This is a genomic window from Rhizobium zaerense, assembly GCF_051810725.1.
Taxonomy (GTDB): domain Bacteria; phylum Pseudomonadota; class Alphaproteobacteria; order Rhizobiales; family Rhizobiaceae; genus Rhizobium; species Rhizobium leguminosarum_I.
The window spans coordinates 2,869,058-2,886,058 of record NZ_CM132690.1; the positions used below are offsets into that span (position 1 = coordinate 2,869,058).

Consider the following 17,001-nt stretch of genomic DNA (forward strand, 5'->3'; position numbering starts at 1 on the left):
ACTTTCGCAACGCGGTAAATCCGGCTCATGATCCAGGCTCTCCTTGTCGCCTTCGGCGGCGCTATCGGTTCCGTTCTCAGGTATTATGTCGGCCGGTGGGCGCTGAAACTGATGGGGCCGGCATTCCCCTGGGGCACGCTTGCCGTCAATGTCGTCGGCTGCTTCGTCATCGGCGTCTTCGCCGAGCTGATCGCGCGCAAGTTCAACGCCTCGGTGGAATTGCGCCTCTTGTTGATCACCGGCTTCCTTGGCGGCTTCACCACCTTCTCGGCGTTCTCGCTGGATGCCATCTCGCTGTTCGAGCGCGGCGAGACCGTCGCCGGGGGTATTTATATCGCTGCGAGCGTCGGATTTTCGATGGCGGCCGTCATCGCGGGGCTCGCCACCATGCGCGCTTTGGCCTGATTTCGATTCCGGTTTCCGTTTTGCGTGAAAATGCTCTAAAGGCTGCGGCAAGAACGCCGGCTCGGCCTGCGCTGCAATTTCCGAAAGATTTCTAATGGCTGGCATAGAACATATCAAGATTGAACCTGACGAAGCGGGCATGCGGCTCGATCGCTGGTTCAAGGTGCACTTTCCGGGGCTCGGCTTCGGTCCGCTGCAGAAGCTATTGCGCTCCGGCCAGGTGCGCGTCGACGGCGGACGTGTCAAATCGGATGCGCGCGTGCAGCCCGGCCAGACGGTGCGCGTGCCGCCGCTCGACGTCGATGCGAAGCTGAAATCCGGACCGATCGCCGGCAAGGATCTCAAGCATTCGACGGATTTCGAGCTGCTGTCGCGCATGGTGCTGCATGAGGACGAAAAGGTAATCGTGCTCAACAAGCCTCCTGGTCTTGCGGTGCAGGGCGGCTCGGGTGTGGCCAGGCATATCGACCAGATGCTCGAAGCCTGGACCAGCCCGAAGGGCGAGAAGCCGCGGCTCGTTCACCGTCTCGACCGCGACACATCGGGTGTTCTCGTCATCGCCCGCACACGCGGCGCAGCACAGAAACTGACGGCCGCCTTCCGCGAGCGCGATACCAAGAAGACCTACTGGGCGCTGGTCAAGGGTGTGCCGCGCAAACACGAGGACAAGATCTCGACCTGGCTTGTCAAGGAGCCGACGATCGACGGCGACCGCATGCGGATCGCCAAACACGGCGAGGACGGAGCAGATCACGCCGTTTCCTTCTATCGCGTGCTCGAAACCGCCGCCCAGAACCTCGCCTGGTTGGAGATGGAACCCTATACCGGCCGTACCCATCAGCTGCGTGTGCACGCGCTGCATATCGGCCATCCGATCATCGGCGACCCGAAATATTTCGACGACGATCCGAATTGGGATTTTCCAGGCGGCGTCCAGAAGAAGCTGCATCTGCACGCACGTCGCATCGACATCCCGCACCCCTCCGGCGGGCGCCTGCGCGTCACCGCGCCGCTGCCGTCGCATATGGTGCAGACCTGGAACCTTCTCGGCCTCGACCTCGCCGGTGCCGAAAGGGACGCCGAATGAAATTGGCGCTTTTTGATTGCGACGGCACATTGGTCGATAGCGCCGGTCTGATCCACGAAACCATGCGCAGGACCTTCGACAAGTTCGGCAAGCCGGAACCGCGCTTTGAAGATACCAAGGCCATTATCGGCCTGTCCCTCGATATTGCGATTGCCCGCATGCTGGGCAGGCCGCATGTTGTGCAGGAAGACATCGACATGACGGCGCATTACAAATCGCTGTTCTCGATTGTGCGTCAGGATCTCGATTACAAAGAGCCGCTGTTTCCCGGCATCGGCGAGATGATCGGCGCGATCATCGGGCGCGACGACCTGCTGATCGGCGCGGTCACGGGTAAATCCCGCCGCGGGCTCAATCTCGTGATGGAGACGCATGGTTTCGACAAGCATTTCATCGTCGCACGCACCGCCGACGATTGCCCCTCCAAACCGCATCCGGCCATGGTGACGGAATGCTGCGATGAGACCGGTATGAATGCTGCCGACACCATTGTCATCGGCGATGCGGTTTACGATATGCAGATGGCAAAGGCTGCCGGCGCCAAGGCGATCGGCGTTGCCTGGGGCTATGCCAGCGTGGATGAGCTGATCGCCAACGGCGCTGATGCGATCGCCTACCATCCGAACGAGATATTGCGTCATTTTTCCTGAGGTGAGCCCATGCGCGATTTGCTGAACGACCTTTCCGAAGGCCTGAGCCATCCCGATCCCATCCGCCGCGCGCAGATCCAGATGAAGAAGCCGCTGCCGAAGCGTTTCTATACCGATGTCGCCGTCACCGAGCACGAGGGCGGTTTTGCGATTACGCTCGACGGCAAGATGGTGCGCACACCGGCGCGGCAGGTTCTCGCCGTGCCGACCGAGGCGCTGGCGCGGCTTGTCGCTGCCGAATGGCAGGCGCAGGGCGAGGAGATCAATCCTATGAGCATGCCGGTGACGCGGCTCGTTAACACCGCACTCGACGGCGTTGCCGCCAATGCGCAGGCGATCTTCGAAGATATTCTGCGCTTTTCCTCCAGCGACCTCATCTGCTACCGCGCCGAGGAGCCGGAACTGCTGGTCGAGCGCCAGGCCGAGCGCTGGGATCCGGTGATCGACTGGGCGGCGAATGATCTCGGCGCCCGGTTCATCCTCGTCGAAGGGGTGATGCCGCATGAGCAGCCGCGCGAGGCGACGGCCGCCTTCGCCGTCACACTCGCGAGATATGATAACCCGATGGCACTTGCCGCGCTCCACACAGTCACCACGCTGACCGGCTCGGCGATCCTGGCGCTCGCCTTGGCCGAGGGCCGGGTGACGGTGGAGGAGGCCTGGTCGCTGGCCCATCTCGACGAAGACTGGACGATCGAACATTGGGGCAGCGACGAGGAAGCCGAGCAGCGGCGTGCCAAGCGCTTTGCCGAGTTCAAAGCCGCAGCGGATGTTTTTTTCGCCCTAAGCGCCTGAAACATATTGCCTTCCAATGCATTATGACGAAGTCTGCGACTCCAACGGGGTGGTGCGGGATTTTGCAATGAATTGGCTGAGGTCGTGTTTTTGCCGGGCGACACTCATCTGTGTCGCGCTCACGGCCTGCGGCAGCCTCTCGGCCACCAAGCCGGCGGCGCCGGTCTATGATGTGCGCAGCGCCGTCGTTCTCTCCGGCCCTAACATGCCGGCCGAGCTGCTTTCCGGCATCAACGACCGCGTCAACGCGGCGATCAACGCTACCGTGCGCGACACCGTGCTGCCGCGGGTGGTGCTGACGATCCGCGTGGTTTCCGTCCAGAAGGGCCTCGGCTTTCAGAAGGACCGCAACGTCGCCAAGATCAGCATCGATGCGGCCTCGGTCGAAGACGGCTCGGTCATCGCCGTCAGTGCCTTCGACGTGACCAGCATCGCCGCCGATCCCAAGCTTGCCGACGAGATTCTGGCCGAGGACGTCGCGGCAAGGATACGCTCGGTTTTCTCACTCAGCGGGCGCGGGCGCTAAATAATTGGAGCATGATGTTGCCCGAAAACCGCTCACACTCTTCGGCATCATGCTCTAGCGCATAATCTAACCGCCGGATTGCCGCCCGCAGCGGCGAGGGAGATCGCATGAAGGAAATTCTCGAGGAACTGGAACGGCGCCGGGGCATTGCCCGCCTCGGCGGCGGCGAGGCGCGTATCGACGCCCAGCACAAGCGCGGCAAGCTGACGGCGCGCGAGCGCATCGACCTCTTCCTCGACGAAGGCTCGTTTGAGGAGTTCGACATGTTCGTCGAACACCGCTCCACCGATTTCGGCATGGATAAGAGCCGTATTGCCGGCGACGGCGTCGTTACCGGCTGGGGCACGGTCAACGGCCGAACGGTGTTCGTCTTTGCCAAGGACTTCACCGTGTTCGGCGGCTCGCTATCGGAAGCGCATGCCGAGAAGATCATGAAGGTGCAGGACATGGCGCTGAAGAACCGCGCGCCGATCGTCGGTATCTATGATGCGGGCGGCGCCCGTATCCAGGAGGGCGTGGCGGCTCTCGGCGGTTATGCGGAGGTATTCCAGCGCAATGTGCTCGCCTCCGGCGTCATACCGCAGATCTCGGTGATCATGGGTCCCTGCGCCGGCGGCGATGTCTATTCGCCTGCCATGACCGATTTCATCTTCATGGTGCGGGACACCTCCTACATGTTCGTTACCGGTCCCGATGTGGTGAAAACCGTCACCAACGAGACGGTGACGGCGGAAGAACTCGGGGGCGCTATCGTGCATACGGTTCGCTCGTCGATTGCCGACGGCGCCTACGACAATGATGTCGAAACCTTGCTGCAGGTGCGCCGGCTGATCGATTTCCTGCCGCTTTCGAATACCGCGCCGCTGCCCGAGATCGAATGCTATCAGTCGGTGACGGAGGTCGACATGTCGCTCGATACGCTGGTGCCGGCGAGCTCCAACAAGCCTTACGACATCAAGGAACTGATCCGGAAGGTGGCGGACGAGGGGGATTTCTTCGAGATCCAGGCGAGCTTTGCCAAAAACATTGTCTGCGGCTTCGGCCGCGTCGAAGGCTCCACCGTCGGTGTCGTCGCCAACCAGCCGATGGTGCTGGCCGGCGTTCTCGACAGCGACGCCTCGCGCAAGGCGGCCCGGTTCGTGCGCTTCTGCGATTGCTTCAACATTCCGATCGTCACCTTCGTCGACGTGCCGGGCTTCCTGCCGGGGACGGCGCAGGAATATGGCGGCCTCATCAAGCACGGCGCCAAGCTGCTCTTTGCCTATGCCGAGGCGACGGTGCCGAAGCTCACCGTCATCACCCGCAAGGCCTTCGGCGGCGCCTATGACGTGATGGCGTCAAAGCATCTTCGCGGCGACCTCAACTATGCCTGGCCGACGGCGCAGATCGCCGTGATGGGCGCCAGGGGTGCTGTCGAGATCATCTTCCGCAAGGATATCGCCGATCCCGAAAAGATCGCCGCGCATACGAAAATGTATGAGGACCGGTTCCTCTCGCCCTTCGTCGCCGCCGAGCGCGGTTATGTCGATGAGGTGATCATGCCGCACTCGACCCGCCGGCGGCTGGCGCGCGGTCTAAAGATGCTGCGCAACAAGGATCTCGCCAATCCGTGGAAGAAACACGACAACATTCCGCTTTGACGGCTGGCCGACGAATAAAACTGTCCGCTCAGGTGTTTAGCCACTGTCGAAAAAGTGAACGGCCGTCAGCGATCCGTGTGTTCAATCCCTGCGGGGGACAGGCTAACGCTCGACTCTCATTGTTTTAAAGGAGAGGTTTAATGTCAACTTTCGAGCGTCTTTCTGCCTATCGCCCCTATGGGCTGGCCGCTCTCAGGATCATCACCGCGCTGCTGTTCATCGAACACGGCACGATGAAGCTTTTCGCTTTCCCGGCTGCGCAGATGGCCGGCCCGTTGCCGCCGCTGATGCTTTTCGCCGCCCTTCTTGAGCTGATCGGCGGTATCCTCATTCTCGTCGGCCTGCTGACGCGGCCTGTCGCCTTCCTGCTGGCCGGCGAAATGGCGGTCGCCTATTTCATGGCGCATGCCCCGAACAGCTTCTTCCCGGCCGTCAACCAGGGCGACGCCGCGATCCTGTTCTGCTTCGTTTTCCTCTACCTGTTCTTCTCCGGTCCCGGCGCTTTTGCCGTCGATAACCGCAAAGCAGCCTGAACGATACACTGAGGGGCGTCGGCGACGCCCCTCAACCTCACATCAGGCGGTAAGCTTGAGACCGGCGATGCCGGCGACGATCAGCGTGATGCAGGCAAGGCGGGAGACACTTGCCGGATCACCAAGCAGCCAGATGCCGAGACATACGGTGCCGACCGTGCCTATGCCGGTCCAGACCGCATAGGCAGTGCCGATCGGCAGATGCTTCACCGCCAGGCCGAGCAGCACGATGCTGATGACCATCGATATGACGGTCAGCGCCGTCGGCAGCGGCCGGGTGAAGCCACCGGTATATTTAAGGCCGATTGCCCAACCACATTCGAAAAGACCGGCGAGAAATAGCAGAAACCAGGCCATGCGACTCTCCTTGTTGAAGAGCGAGGCCGTCCCCGCGACAGTTGCATCCTGGAGGATGCCGCAGTCGTCTGCGATGAAGCCTATATGCGTGAGGAAGCGGCGGTGTTCAAGATCGGAATCGGCACAGCTGCCATGCCGGCCGCTTCTTGCCGCTTACAGCGCCGCGCGTCTTTCAGACGTGCAAAGGACGCTATCGCACCTTTAGTTGCTGCATCACGGCTGCCCGTCAGCCTCCGCGGCAAGGCTTTTGGCGCGGCGGCAGAGGCGATCGAAGGTTTCGAGGAAGCGTGAGCGGTCTTTCGGGCTGAAGGCGGCGTTGTAGCCCTTGCTCTCGCCGGTTTCGCGCAGGTGCGCGCCGAGATCGCGCATGGCGCTTGCCATGCCGATATTGGTCTCGTCGAAGACGCGCCCTGTGGGTCCGCTGACGAAGGCGCCGGTCGCGACGCAGCGCACGGCGAGCGGCACATCGGCGGTGACAACGACGTCGCCCGTGCCGGCGCGTTCAGCGATCCAGTTGTCGGCGGCATCGAAGGCGTTGGAGACGATGATGTTGCGGATCATCGGATCGCGCGAGGGGCGCAGGCCGGAATTGGCAACGAAGGTAACTTCGAGGCCGTGGCGTTCGGCTACCTTCAGGATTTCCGGCTTTACCGGGCAGGCATCGGCGTCGACATAGATCAAAGGCTGTTTACCTCACTCAGAGCACGAGGCCGAAAAGTGTGGCGGTTTTCGCAAGACATCATGCTCTAATTCTTTGATTTAGATCCGGACCTAAAAACTTCCGGATCCAATGCCGACGCCTGATACGCGCGGTTTACTCACGAGTCCAGATTTCGCTCGAAACCTTTTCCGAGCCGCCATAGGTCCAGACACCCTGCCAGCTGCCGTCCGGCTGCTCGAAATACATGGCGATGCCGAAATTCTCCTTGGAGACGTAACCGACGGAGATCGCCGTGTCCTCGTCGCTTGCCGGACCCATTTCGAAACGATCGCCACTGAATTTTGCGCCGAGGCCGGTGCCGATCGACTCGTTCTTGCCGATCATCCAGTCGACGATATAAGTCTCGCCGTTGCGAAGCACCTTGACGGTGCCCCGATACTCGCTGCCGTCCTCGCTGGTGCCGGCGACCTTGTAGGAACCTGTGGGGTCCGCAAGTGCGATGGCGGGCAGTAACACAAATGCGCAAGCCGAAATAACAGTCCGAAAGATCATAGGGTCCCCTTTGCCAAAGCATGAGTGCCAAGCACCGAAGCGGTAACACGAAAGGGCTTCACACTTGGTGAAGCCCTTTGCAGATCCGGCCAGTTATTTTTGGGGTAGCGGGCAGTTTTACTTCAAGCCCGCAGTCTTTATGGCAGTGTTTAGTACAAGACCACGCAGCGGATGCTCTTGCCCTGGTGCATCAGCTCGATGCTTCTGTTGATGTCTTCAAGCGGCGTCGTTGTGGGTGATTATCGGCTCGGTTTGGCTCTTACCTCGCAAGTATCAGGCGACGATCTTCGGCAGTCGGTCGGTGACAAGATGGAGGTCTCCTGGCCGGCGCCGGCCTGCCGATGACCACTGACTTGGCCAAGCCCCGACGCGAAGGTCGACGAACTCGGCTCAAGCGAAAACAGCCATTCGCCCGGTCTCTTCCTCTCAGGCGAATTCCATGATCACGGCATCGACGGCCAGGCTTTCGCCGGCCGCGGCATTGATCTTCGAGACGACGAGATCGCGGTCGGCGCGCAGCACGTTCTCCATCTTCATCGCTTCGACGATCGCAAGCGTCTCACCGGCCTTGACCTCCTGGCCCTCGGCAACTGCGATGGCGACGACGAGGCCGGGCATCGGGCAGAGCAGGAGCTTGGAGGTATCGGGCGGCAGCTTTACCGGCATCAGCCTGTCGAGTTCGGCATGACGCGGCGAAAAGGCCTTGGCAATCACCGAAAGCCCCTGCCAGTCGATACGCAACCCGTTTAGAACGGGGCGAATCTGCGCGGCAATGTCGCGACCTCCGACCTTGCCGCTCCAGACTGGGTCGCCCGGTCTCCAATCGGTGACAACGCTGTTGTTCTCGCCCTCGATCGCGATGTCCATATCGAAGGGGATGGTGACGAGACCATCGAGCAATCGTGCCGCGACGTACTTGTCGCCGATCTTGACCACTCAATCTTCGCGCAACGCGCCCGATGCGGCGCGCAGGCGATCGGCGAAACGTTCGCGGCGGTTCGTCTCAATCAGCGAAGCGGAGAGGGCAATGCTCGCAAGCACGGCTTCTTCCGCCGGGTCCGGTTTCATCGGCGCAAAACCATCGGGATATTCCTCGGCGATGAAGCCGGTGGACAGCCGGCCTTCGCGCCAGCGCGGATGTTTCATCAGCGCCGACAGGAAAGGAACATTGTGCTCGATGCCATCGACGACGAAGCCGTCGAGCGCCCGGCCCATGGCGTCGATCGCCTCAAGCCGTGTCGGCGCCCAGGTGCAGAGCTTGGCGATCATCGGATCGTAATACATCGAAATCTCGGCACCCTCGAAGACGCCGGTATCGTTGCGGAGGACGACATTGCCGGTCCTGCCTTCCGCCGGCGGGCGGTAACTTGTCAGGCGGCCGATCGAGGGCAGGAAGTTGCGGTAGGGATCTTCGGCATAGAGCCGGCTCTCGATCGCCCAGCCGTCGAGCCTGACATCCTCCTGGGTGAGGGGAAGGGGCTCTCCCGCTGCGACCCGGATCATCTGCTCGACAAGATCGATGCCGGTGATGAGTTCGGTTACGGGATGTTCGACCTGCAGGCGGGTGTTCATTTCGAGGAAATAGAAATTGCGGTCGTGGTCGACGATGAATTCGACCGTGCCGGCGCTCTGGTAGTCGACGGCCTTGGCCAGCGCCACCGATTGCTCGCCCATCGCTTTGCGGGTGGCATCATCGAGGAAGGGCGAGGGCGCCTCTTCCGCCACCTTCTGGTTCCGCCGCTGGATCGAGCATTCGCGTTCGCCGAGGTAGACGACATTGCCATGCGCGTCGGCCAGCACCTGGATCTCGATATGGCGGGGTTCGACGACGAACTTCTCGATGAAGACGCGGTCGTCGCCGAAGGAGCTTTTCGCCTCGGAGCGGGCACGCTCGAAGCCGTCGCGCACTTCTGCCTGGTTCCATGCAATGCGCATGCCCTTGCCGCCGCCACCAGCCGATGCCTTGATCATGACGGGATAACCGATCCCGCCAGCGATCACCTCCGCATGGGCCGCATCCTCGATGATGCCAAGATGGCCAGGCACTGTGGATACACCGGCGGCATTGGCGAATTTCTTCGATTCGATCTTGTCGCCCATCGCCATGATGGCCTTCGGCTTCGGGCCGATGAAGACGATGCCCTGTTTTTCCAGTTCGGCGCAGAAGGAGGCGCGTTCGGACAGGAAGCCGTAACCGGGATGCACCGCCTCGGCGCCCGTCGCCTTGCAGGCCGCGATGATCTTTTCGGCAGCCAGATAACTCTCCGACGCTGCGGCCGGGCCGATATGAACAGCCTCGTCGGCCATCTCGACATGCAGCGCGTCCCGATCCGCATCCGAATAGACCGCGACGGTCAGAATGCCCATGCGGCGCGCAGTCTTGATCACGCGGCAGGCGATTTCGCCGCGATTCGCGATCAGGATTTTCTTGAACATCGAGACTCCACCCAGAAATGCATTCCGGAGTTTTACGCATAAAACACCGGAACGCACAATCAGGCTTGCGGAGCGTCAAGCGACAGCGGCTTCCGAGACGGGTTCCTCGTCGACGATGCGCAGCCAGCGGCTGCGCCGCGGCTCGGCATAGTCGCGCAGCTTGACGGCGGCCATGATCCCCGCCCAGTGCGGATGATTGGCGCAGGCCAGAGTTGCCTGCTCGATCTGCTGGAGCACACCATATTCGACCGACGAGACGGGGATAACGCCGCCTTCGGCGACGCTTCTAAAGATGCGCATCGTGAAATCGATGTCCTGGCGGGTGATGCCCCGGCGATCGACGGCACGCGACAGCTTGTAGCCACCGATATTGTCGGTGATCGCCAGGCGGAGCTGATCGAGGGCGAGCGCTCTCAACTCGCCCGGGACATCGGCCGAGATCTCCATGACGTGAAGAATGAGCTCGAGTTCCAGCGCCGAGTTGACGACACTATCGGTCGTAAACATGCGCATGATCCAGGCGACGTTGATTTCATCAAGCGAGCCTTGCGGATAGGTATAATGAACGATGAAGCCGGCGAGCTGCTCCACGAAAAAAGCGTTCCAAGCGGCACATTTTTCAGGGCAGGAATTATTGAGCGCCAACATCGCCACGACATCGTCGGATGTCCGGATGCCCTCCGGAAAAGCATGTTTGCGCAGCAGCACTATATCTTCGGCCGTCAGCCGATGCTTGCCGGCCACCACACAGGCCGGAAAAGCGAGACGAAATTCGCTCATGTTTTAACTCCAGGCTTCATCATGAAACCGGAGACAATTTTAGCGCCGGCGAATTGACGATCCCTCAAGAAGAGGAGTTAACCCGACATTCCCGAGGTCAGGAAGATTTTAACGATTGCGCCTGCAGCCGCTCGCGCCAGATGATGAAGAGGCCAGAGGCAACGATGATGAAGATGCCGATCCACTTGGAAAAGCTCGGGAAATCGTTGAACAGCGCATAACCGAGAACGGTCGCCGAGATGATCTCGAAGTACTGGAACGGCGCAAGCAGCGACAGCGGCGCGAGCCGGAAAGCCCGGACCACCAGCATATGCGCATATCCCGAGATCGAGCCGAGGGCGAGAAGCAGGACAAGGCCGAGCATGGAGGAGGGCAGGGAGACGGTAAAATCGGCATTGCCGGAACTGCTGCCGACGAGAAGGGCAGCCGCCATGAAGACCGTTCCGCCGATGCCGGCCATTGTCTGCATGGTCAGCGGCAGATCGGCCTCGCCGATGGCGCGGTTGAGGAAGAGATAGAGCGAGAACAGAAAGGCGCAGGCGACCGGCAGCAGCGCCTTCAAGCCGAAAATTTCGTAGCTTGGCTGAATGACGATCATGGCGCCGGCGAAACCGACGACGATCGCTGTCCAGCGCCGCCAGCCGACCTTGTCGCCGAGAAACAGCGCCGACAGGGCGGTCAGCATGAAGGGCTCGACGAAATAGATGGCGAAGACATCGGCGAGCGGCATGTATTTGACGGCGACGAAGAACAGCAGGCTTGCAGCACCGTGCAGCACACCGCGCAGCAGGTTCATCCATGGCCGTTTGGCCGAGAGCGCCTTCAGCCCGAAAAGGGCGAAAAGAATCGGCAGGGTGCAGGCAATCTGGAAGAAGAATCGGTAGAAGGTCACCTGACCCGGCGACATCGCCTCGAAGGTCGCCATATATTTGGCGATCGCATCCATGGTCGGCAGGATGAGCATGGCGCCGGACATGATGGCCATGCCCTGCAGGGGATTTTGATGGGACGCTGACATGGCCGCTGATTCTTGCGAGGATGACGCCATCAACCATGAGAAGGCCGGGCGATCAAGCCGAGCAATCGCAAATGGCTTCGAGGTGAAAACGAAATCTTCGCTTAGAAAGCGTTTCCCTGAAGGGAAATGGTGCGGTCGAGAAGACTCGAACTTCCACGGGTTGCCCCACAGCGACCTCAACGCTGCGCGTCTACCAATTCCGCCACGACCGCATCGTGGTAGGTGCCGATTTGCGTCGGCGGGGCAGCATGTAGCAAAAGCATCTGGGGTGCACAAGGGCGATATGACAGTTTTTTTGAAAACCGGTCACAGCATTTGAATTGGCCCCGAAACGGGTCCATATAGCTGTCCGGCCGCCCCTATTTCACAGGCATTTCGGGGAGAGCGGCAAGGAATGGCCATGCTTCGCACCGATCTCGAATTCTCCATGCTTCCCCAACTCGGCACGCGGCCGGTCCGTTGGCGCATCGCCGATGGCCTCATTCCCTATGAGGAGGCGGTGGAGACGATGGAGCGCGAGGTGGCGGTGATATCAGATGGCGGTGATGAGCTCGTCTGGCTCGTCGAACATCCGCCGCTCTATACTGCCGGCACCAGCGCCAATAAGAGGGACCTCGTCCAGCCGGACCGTTTTCCGGTCTTTGCGACCGGGCGTGGCGGTGAATACACCTATCATGGGCCCGGCCAGCGCGTCGCCTATGTCATGCTCGATCTGAAGAGGCGGCGTCAGGACGTGCGCGCCTTCGTTGCCGCCCTTGAAGATGTCGTCATCCGCACGCTCGACATGATGAATGTGCGCGGTGAGCGACGTGAAGATCGCGTCGGCGTCTGGGTGCGCCGGCCGGAAAAGCCATTGCTGGCCGATGGGACGATGGCCGAGGACAAGATCGCCGCCCTCGGCATAAGACTGCGGAAGTGGGTGACCTTCCACGGACTGTCGCTCAACGTCGATCCCGATCTCGATCATTTCGGCGGCATCGTGCCCTGCGGGATATCGGCCTATGGCGTGACCAGCCTCGTCGATCTTGGCTTGCCGGTGATGGTGGCTGATGTCGATATCCGGCTGCGCACCGCCTTCGAAGCGGTTTTCGGCGAAACGACCGGCGAGACCTGACTGATCGCGGCGACCGGGGCAATTTGTATCGGAAAGAAAGGCTGGTTTCGGCTGTTTCTAGGGGAACAATGCTTCGTGGAAGCTTTGGCGGTCGCGTGGCGTTGAGGTCGCTGTCGAGGAACCCTTGGACGTTCGAGTCTTTCTACCGTCAGGCTCGGCAATCGCTTCACCATCAGATCTGAGCCAGCGTTTTAACCGATAATTAGCGGCGGAAAATATATAGGACATCACAGCAGTGTGAATATGGAAGTCCGAGGACAATGAGAAAAAAAGCAGCGGCAAGTTGGTCGTTCCTCGATGTGTATTTGGTTGTCGATATTATCGAGAAGGTTCTCATCGGTTATTTCTTCGTTGGGATCGTCATGCGGGTCCTGCCGCAGATGCAGGACGATCGCGCGATCATCGACTGCCTGCTGATCGTTTCGGAGGGAGCTGCCGCATTCCTCATCCTGACCCGCCGGCCGACGAGAAATGCGTCGCTACGCTTCTTCGACTGGACGGTTACCGCCATTGGCACGATCTTTCCGCTGCTTGCCGCGCCCTCCGCGACACAGCCGCTAGCGCCGCTCGCATTCTGCGGGACGGTGATGGCGCTCGGTTTCATCTTGCAGATATCGGCAAAGCTGACATTGCGGCGAAGCTTCGGCCTGGTGCCGGCCAATCGCGGCGTCAAGATCGGCGGGCCTTACAAATTTATCCGCCACCCGATGTATGCGGGATATCTGATGACACACATCGGCTTCTTCCTGGCTCATCCGAGCCTTTTGAATTTCGCCATCTATGCGACGGCCCTGGCCGCACAATGTTTCCGCCTCCTGGCGGAAGAAGGTCTGCTCAAGCAGGATCCTGCTTACGAGGCTTTCATGGCCACGACCCGTTACCGGCTCGTTCCATTGGCATTCTAAGACGACATAAAGATGGATTGAAAAGAGAAGGGCCGGTTTCCGGCCCTTTCTTTTGTCGGATCCCTTTCTTTAATCGGATCCAGGTCTTCTATCGGTTCAATGCGTCGCGCGGCATGCTTCGGTGCGGGAGGCGCCGCTGTCGGCACCTTTGGTGTGGGAGCCCTTCGGGCCGATCATGCTGTGGCATGGGGGCAGCGGCGTGATGCTGGCCGTTGCGGTCTTGTCGACGGCAGGGGCTGCCATGGCGCTCGGTGCAAAACCATCGCTGTCATTGGTATAGTCGCTGGAATAGGCCGGGGCCTTGCGGCTGCTGTAGTGGACCGGGGCCGGTTTCGACGTCGGGCTCGGCGCGAAGCCGTCGCTGTCGTTGGTGTAGTCATCGGAATAGGTCGGCTGGGCGAAGGCAGCGCCTGCAAGGCTGACGGCGAACAGGGAAGCGGCAAGGGTAAATTTGATGCGCATGGGTCTATCTCCTCAATCTGTTGTTGAATTCCACAACATAAACTAACCCTCGGCAAACACGAGTTCGCGCCCCAATTCAGGCAATTTTGTGATAAAAAAGGCGACGCAGCCGCGACCTTTTGTCCAAATGAAATCACGGTGTTATCAACGAAATTGACGTTCGCGTTACAAAACCTGCCTAAGTAAAACGGCAAAATACGGTACCTCAAAAGCCGTATCGGGCTACAATCTGAAATTGTTAACTTTTGGTAATGTAACAGGCGGGCGGGAGGCATCGGCGCCTTCCGCCGATTGTCCGTATGCGTGACGCTAGTCCTCGTTCGGGATATGCGCGTCGACACCGGTCAGCTGCAGTTTGTTGCGCACATGATGGACACCGTCGACCGAAAGCGCGGCGAGTTCGACCTTGCGGGCGATGCCGATCGTTTCCACCGAACCTTCCAGGGTGACGACGTGACCGTCTGCATGAACCTCGATGCTGTCGATATCGACATCAGGGATGTTTTCGAGATTGTCGTTCACCCGCGCTTCCAGCTCGTCACTTTCATCGCGTTCGATCGTATCGGCGCGCAGCGAATCCTTCAGGCGGTTCTCGTTGCCGTCCTCATCCGTGCCGTCTATCCGGAAGCCCTTGTTGGGATCGCTGTCGAAATTGGCCGCAGTCTCGCCGTAAGGGCCATTATCCGGGCCGCCGGTGCCGGCGCCGCTGTCATCGGCATAGGGCCAGCCGTCATCGAGGTTGCGTTCTTCGAGGTCGCGATAATCCTCTTCACGGGAAAGCTCAGGCTTTTCCCGGGAAATCGGGGTTTTGTCACCGATCCTTGCCATTGCAGTCGCTCCTTCTTGCTTTTGCTGGAAACGCCGGCAGCGGCGAATGGTTCGGTGCGGACGGCGATTTGTCAGCCGTGATTGTCAGTTGTGATTGTTAACTCTCGGCCCTCTCCCATTTCTTCACGAGACGGTCGCGCTTCAGCCGCGAGAGGCGCTGCAGCCAGAAAATGCCATCGAGCTGGTCGACTTCGTGCTGGATGCAGATGGCAAGGAAATCTTCGGCACCGTCCTCGTGCACGGCGCCCTCGGCATCCTGATAGCGGAAGCGGATTGCTCGCGGGCGCGTCACCTCGTCGGTCGCGCCAGGCATGGATACGCTGCCTTCGGTATGGCTCACCGTCTCCTTCGAAAACCAGGTGATATGAGGATTGACATAGAGGCGCACGCCGTCGGCCTTGTCGAGTTCCAGCACCGTGACACGGCTGAAGACACCGATATGGGCGGCAGTGATGCCGACGCCGGGGGCTGCGCGCATCGTCGCCAGCAGATCGTCGGCAAGCGTGGCGAGCGAGGAATCGAAGGCCGTCACCGGCGCGCAGACAGTCTTCAGGCCCGGATGTGGATAGCGCAGAATCGGACGGATGGGCATGGGGCAGGCTTCCTCTGCTTGGACGGGTGAGGAAACTATCGCCGGCCGCGGGCCTTGTCATTACGAAGCGCGGTTTGCCGCTTTACGACACCGGTGCTTTGGGCTAGCAGGGGCCAAGAATTCCGGCCGCGGGAGCCTCGCGCTGGATTCACTTATCCGCTTGTTGATAATGTGTTTTCGGCCAACATTTGCGAATGCGGCGCGGCAGTCGTTGAAATTCGAACCAGATGCGAGGGCGGCAGATGACGACGACCGATGGGGAAGACCGCATTCGCAGGCGTCCTGATGACGAGGAAGCCGATATCTACGACGAGGACGGCAATGTCCGCGGCGATTTCCTGGCGCTTGTCGGCGCCGCAATCGCCGATCGCGACACGCTGTTCCTGCGCCAGAATGTCGCCCGGCTGCACGAATCCGAAATAGGCGATCTGCTGGAGGCGATCCAGCCGGATCAGCGCCTGGCGCTGGTACGCCTGCTCGGCGACGATTTCGACATGACGGCGCTGACCGAAGTCGACGAGGCGATCCGCCGCGAGATCGTCGACCAGATGCCGAACGACCAGATCGCCGCCGCGATCGGCGAGCTCGATTCGGACGACGCCGTCTACATTCTCGAAGACCTCGATAAGGAAGACCGGGAAGAAATTCTCGCCCAGCTGCCGTTCACCGAGCGGGTGCGGCTGCGCCGGGCGCTCGATTATCCCGAAAGTTCGGCCGGGCGCCGCATGCAGACGGAATTCGTCGCCGTGCCGCCGTTCTGGACTGTGGGACAGACGATCGACTACATGCGCGACGAGGAGGATCTGCCCTATTCCTTCTCGCAGATCTTCGTCATCGACCCGACCTTCAAGCTGCTCGGCGCCGTTGATCTCGATCAGATCCTGCGCACCAAGCGGCAGACGAAAATCGAGCAGATCATGCGCGAGACGAACCATCCGGTTCCAGCCGAGATGGATCAGGAGGAGGCTGCCCAGCTCTTCGAGCAGTACGACCTTCTCTCGGCCGCCGTCGTTGATGAGAACGGCCGGCTGGTCGGCGTGTTGACCATCGACGACGTCGTCGACGTCATCCACGAGGAGGCGGACGAGGACATCAAGCGCCTCGGCGGCGTCGGCGACGAAGAGCTTTCGGACAATGTGCTCTCGACGGTGCGTTCGCGCTTCCTGTGGCTTTTGATCAACCTTGGCACGGCGATGCTGTCGGCCAGTGTCATCGGGCTGTTTGACGGCTCGATCGAGAAGATGATTGCGCTTGCCGTGCTGATGCCGATCGTCGCCTCGATGGGCGGCAATGCCGGCACGCAGACGATGACGGTGACGGTGCGCGCGCTCGCGACCCGCGATCTCGACATCTACAATGCCGGCCGCATCATCCGCAGGGAGGCGGGCGTCGGCATCCTGAACGGCATCGTCTTCGCGACGATCATGGGCGCCATCGCCGGGATCTGGTTCCAAAGTTACCAGCTCGGTGCGGTGATCGCAGCGGCGATGGTCATCAACCTGATGGCAGCCGCTCTTGCCGGCATCCTTCTGCCGCTGCTGCTCGACAAGATGGGCGCCGACCCGGCGATCGCCTCTTCCGTCTTCGTCACGACAGTGACCGATTGTACCGGCTTCTTCGCCTTTCTCGGCATCGCTACCTGGTGGTTCGGCATCTGAAC

The 17,001-nt window shown here is 60.7% G+C and carries 18 protein-coding genes, 1 tRNA gene and 1 pseudogene; 10 read left to right on the top strand and 10 right to left on the bottom strand.

Features of this window, described 5'->3' with window-relative positions; genetic code table 11:
• The first annotated feature begins 27 nt into the window (after positions 1 to 27).
• The 7 genes from crcB (at position 28) to ACS4RR_RS13875 (ending at position 5,636) form a co-directional block, all read left to right on the top strand.
• Complete coding sequence (gene crcB, locus ACS4RR_RS13845; protein WP_162117089.1) at positions 28 to 405, top strand: fluoride efflux transporter CrcB; 378 nt, start codon at positions 28 to 30, stop codon at positions 403 to 405.
• Between the two features lie 94 nt (positions 406 to 499).
• A complete protein-coding gene (locus tag ACS4RR_RS13850) occupies positions 500 to 1,492 on the top strand; it encodes an RluA family pseudouridine synthase (protein WP_017964438.1) in 993 nt (330 codons plus the stop codon).
• Positions 1,489 to 2,142 (top strand): HAD-IA family hydrolase, encoded by a 654-nt coding sequence (locus ACS4RR_RS13855; protein ID WP_456188913.1) that lies wholly within the window; start codon positions 1,489 to 1,491, stop codon positions 2,140 to 2,142. The genes ACS4RR_RS13850 and ACS4RR_RS13855 overlap by 4 nt, the downstream gene beginning before the upstream one ends.
• Positions 2,143 to 2,151: 9 nt before the next feature.
• On the top strand, positions 2,152 to 2,937 hold the full coding sequence (locus ACS4RR_RS13860; protein WP_017964436.1) for an ATP12 family chaperone protein: 786 nt from the start codon (positions 2,152 to 2,154) through the stop codon (positions 2,935 to 2,937).
• Between the two features lie 67 nt (positions 2,938 to 3,004).
• Positions 3,005 to 3,463 carry a calponin homology domain-containing protein gene (locus tag ACS4RR_RS13865; protein WP_456188914.1) on the top strand — a complete coding sequence of 153 codons (459 nt, stop codon included), beginning with the start codon at positions 3,005 to 3,007 and terminating at the stop codon, positions 3,461 to 3,463.
• A gap of 107 nt (positions 3,464 to 3,570) precedes the next feature.
• A complete protein-coding gene (locus ACS4RR_RS13870; RefSeq protein WP_170278150.1) occupies positions 3,571 to 5,103 on the top strand; it encodes an acyl-CoA carboxylase subunit beta in 1,533 nt (510 codons plus the stop codon).
• Between the two features lie 140 nt (positions 5,104 to 5,243).
• Positions 5,244 to 5,636 (top strand): DoxX family protein, encoded by a 393-nt coding sequence (locus tag ACS4RR_RS13875; RefSeq protein ID WP_003559672.1) that lies wholly within the window; start codon positions 5,244 to 5,246, stop codon positions 5,634 to 5,636.
• Between the two features lie 42 nt (positions 5,637 to 5,678).
• On the opposite strand, the gene sugE is transcribed toward ACS4RR_RS13875, so the two are convergent.
• The 7 genes and pseudogenes from sugE to ACS4RR_RS13910 form a co-directional block, all read right to left on the bottom strand.
• A complete protein-coding gene (gene sugE, locus ACS4RR_RS13880) occupies positions 5,679 to 5,993 on the bottom strand; it encodes a quaternary ammonium compound efflux SMR transporter SugE (protein WP_260110906.1) in 315 nt (104 codons plus the stop codon).
• A gap of 213 nt (positions 5,994 to 6,206) precedes the next feature.
• A complete protein-coding gene (locus ACS4RR_RS13885) occupies positions 6,207 to 6,674 on the bottom strand; it encodes a YaiI/YqxD family protein (RefSeq protein ID WP_017964432.1) in 468 nt (155 codons plus the stop codon).
• Positions 6,675 to 6,807: 133 nt separating this feature from the next.
• Positions 6,808 to 7,206, bottom strand: coding sequence for a hypothetical protein (locus tag ACS4RR_RS13890; protein ID WP_222385090.1), 399 nt, complete (start codon positions 7,204 to 7,206; stop codon positions 6,808 to 6,810).
• 426 nt (positions 7,207 to 7,632) lie between these two features.
• Positions 7,633 to 9,642, bottom strand: a pseudogene (locus ACS4RR_RS13895) (acetyl-CoA carboxylase biotin carboxylase subunit).
• A gap of 75 nt (positions 9,643 to 9,717) precedes the next feature.
• Positions 9,718 to 10,422 carry a hypothetical protein gene (locus tag ACS4RR_RS13900; RefSeq protein WP_260110904.1) on the bottom strand — a complete coding sequence of 235 codons (705 nt, stop codon included), beginning with the start codon at positions 10,420 to 10,422 and terminating at the stop codon, positions 9,718 to 9,720.
• Between the two features lie 97 nt (positions 10,423 to 10,519).
• Entirely contained in the window at positions 10,520 to 11,470 is a 951-nt protein-coding gene (locus ACS4RR_RS13905) for a DMT family transporter (RefSeq protein ID WP_456188915.1), read from the bottom strand.
• 97 nt (positions 11,471 to 11,567) lie between these two features.
• Positions 11,568 to 11,652: transfer RNA gene (locus ACS4RR_RS13910), tRNA-Leu, on the bottom strand.
• A gap of 182 nt (positions 11,653 to 11,834) precedes the next feature.
• Here ACS4RR_RS13910 and lipB point away from each other — a divergent pair.
• Together lipB and ACS4RR_RS13920 are read left to right on the top strand one after the other, a co-directional pair.
• Positions 11,835 to 12,554 (top strand): lipoyl(octanoyl) transferase LipB, encoded by a 720-nt coding sequence (gene lipB / locus ACS4RR_RS13915; RefSeq protein ID WP_260110903.1) that lies wholly within the window; start codon positions 11,835 to 11,837, stop codon positions 12,552 to 12,554.
• A gap of 260 nt (positions 12,555 to 12,814) precedes the next feature.
• A complete protein-coding gene (locus ACS4RR_RS13920; RefSeq protein ID WP_456188916.1) occupies positions 12,815 to 13,459 on the top strand; it encodes a methyltransferase family protein in 645 nt (214 codons plus the stop codon).
• A 96-nt stretch (positions 13,460 to 13,555) separates the two neighbouring features.
• On the opposite strand, the gene ACS4RR_RS13925 is transcribed toward ACS4RR_RS13920, so the two are convergent.
• From ACS4RR_RS13925 to ACS4RR_RS13935, 3 genes are all read right to left on the bottom strand, one after another.
• Positions 13,556 to 13,921, bottom strand: a complete 366-nt coding sequence (locus ACS4RR_RS13925) for a hypothetical protein (RefSeq protein ID WP_222385086.1) — start codon at positions 13,919 to 13,921, stop codon at positions 13,556 to 13,558.
• Positions 13,922 to 14,230: 309 nt separating this feature from the next.
• A complete protein-coding gene (locus ACS4RR_RS13930; RefSeq protein WP_260110902.1) occupies positions 14,231 to 14,749 on the bottom strand; it encodes a BON domain-containing protein in 519 nt (172 codons plus the stop codon).
• 97 nt (positions 14,750 to 14,846) lie between these two features.
• Positions 14,847 to 15,341 carry a peptide deformylase gene (locus tag ACS4RR_RS13935; RefSeq protein WP_260110901.1) on the bottom strand — a complete coding sequence of 165 codons (495 nt, stop codon included), beginning with the start codon at positions 15,339 to 15,341 and terminating at the stop codon, positions 14,847 to 14,849.
• Between the two features lie 242 nt (positions 15,342 to 15,583).
• Here ACS4RR_RS13935 and mgtE point away from each other — a divergent pair, with 242 nt between their 5' ends.
• Positions 15,584 to 16,999, top strand: coding sequence for a magnesium transporter (gene mgtE / locus ACS4RR_RS13940; RefSeq protein WP_260110900.1), 1,416 nt, complete (start codon positions 15,584 to 15,586; stop codon positions 16,997 to 16,999).
• Positions 17,000 to 17,001 lie beyond the last annotated feature (2 nt).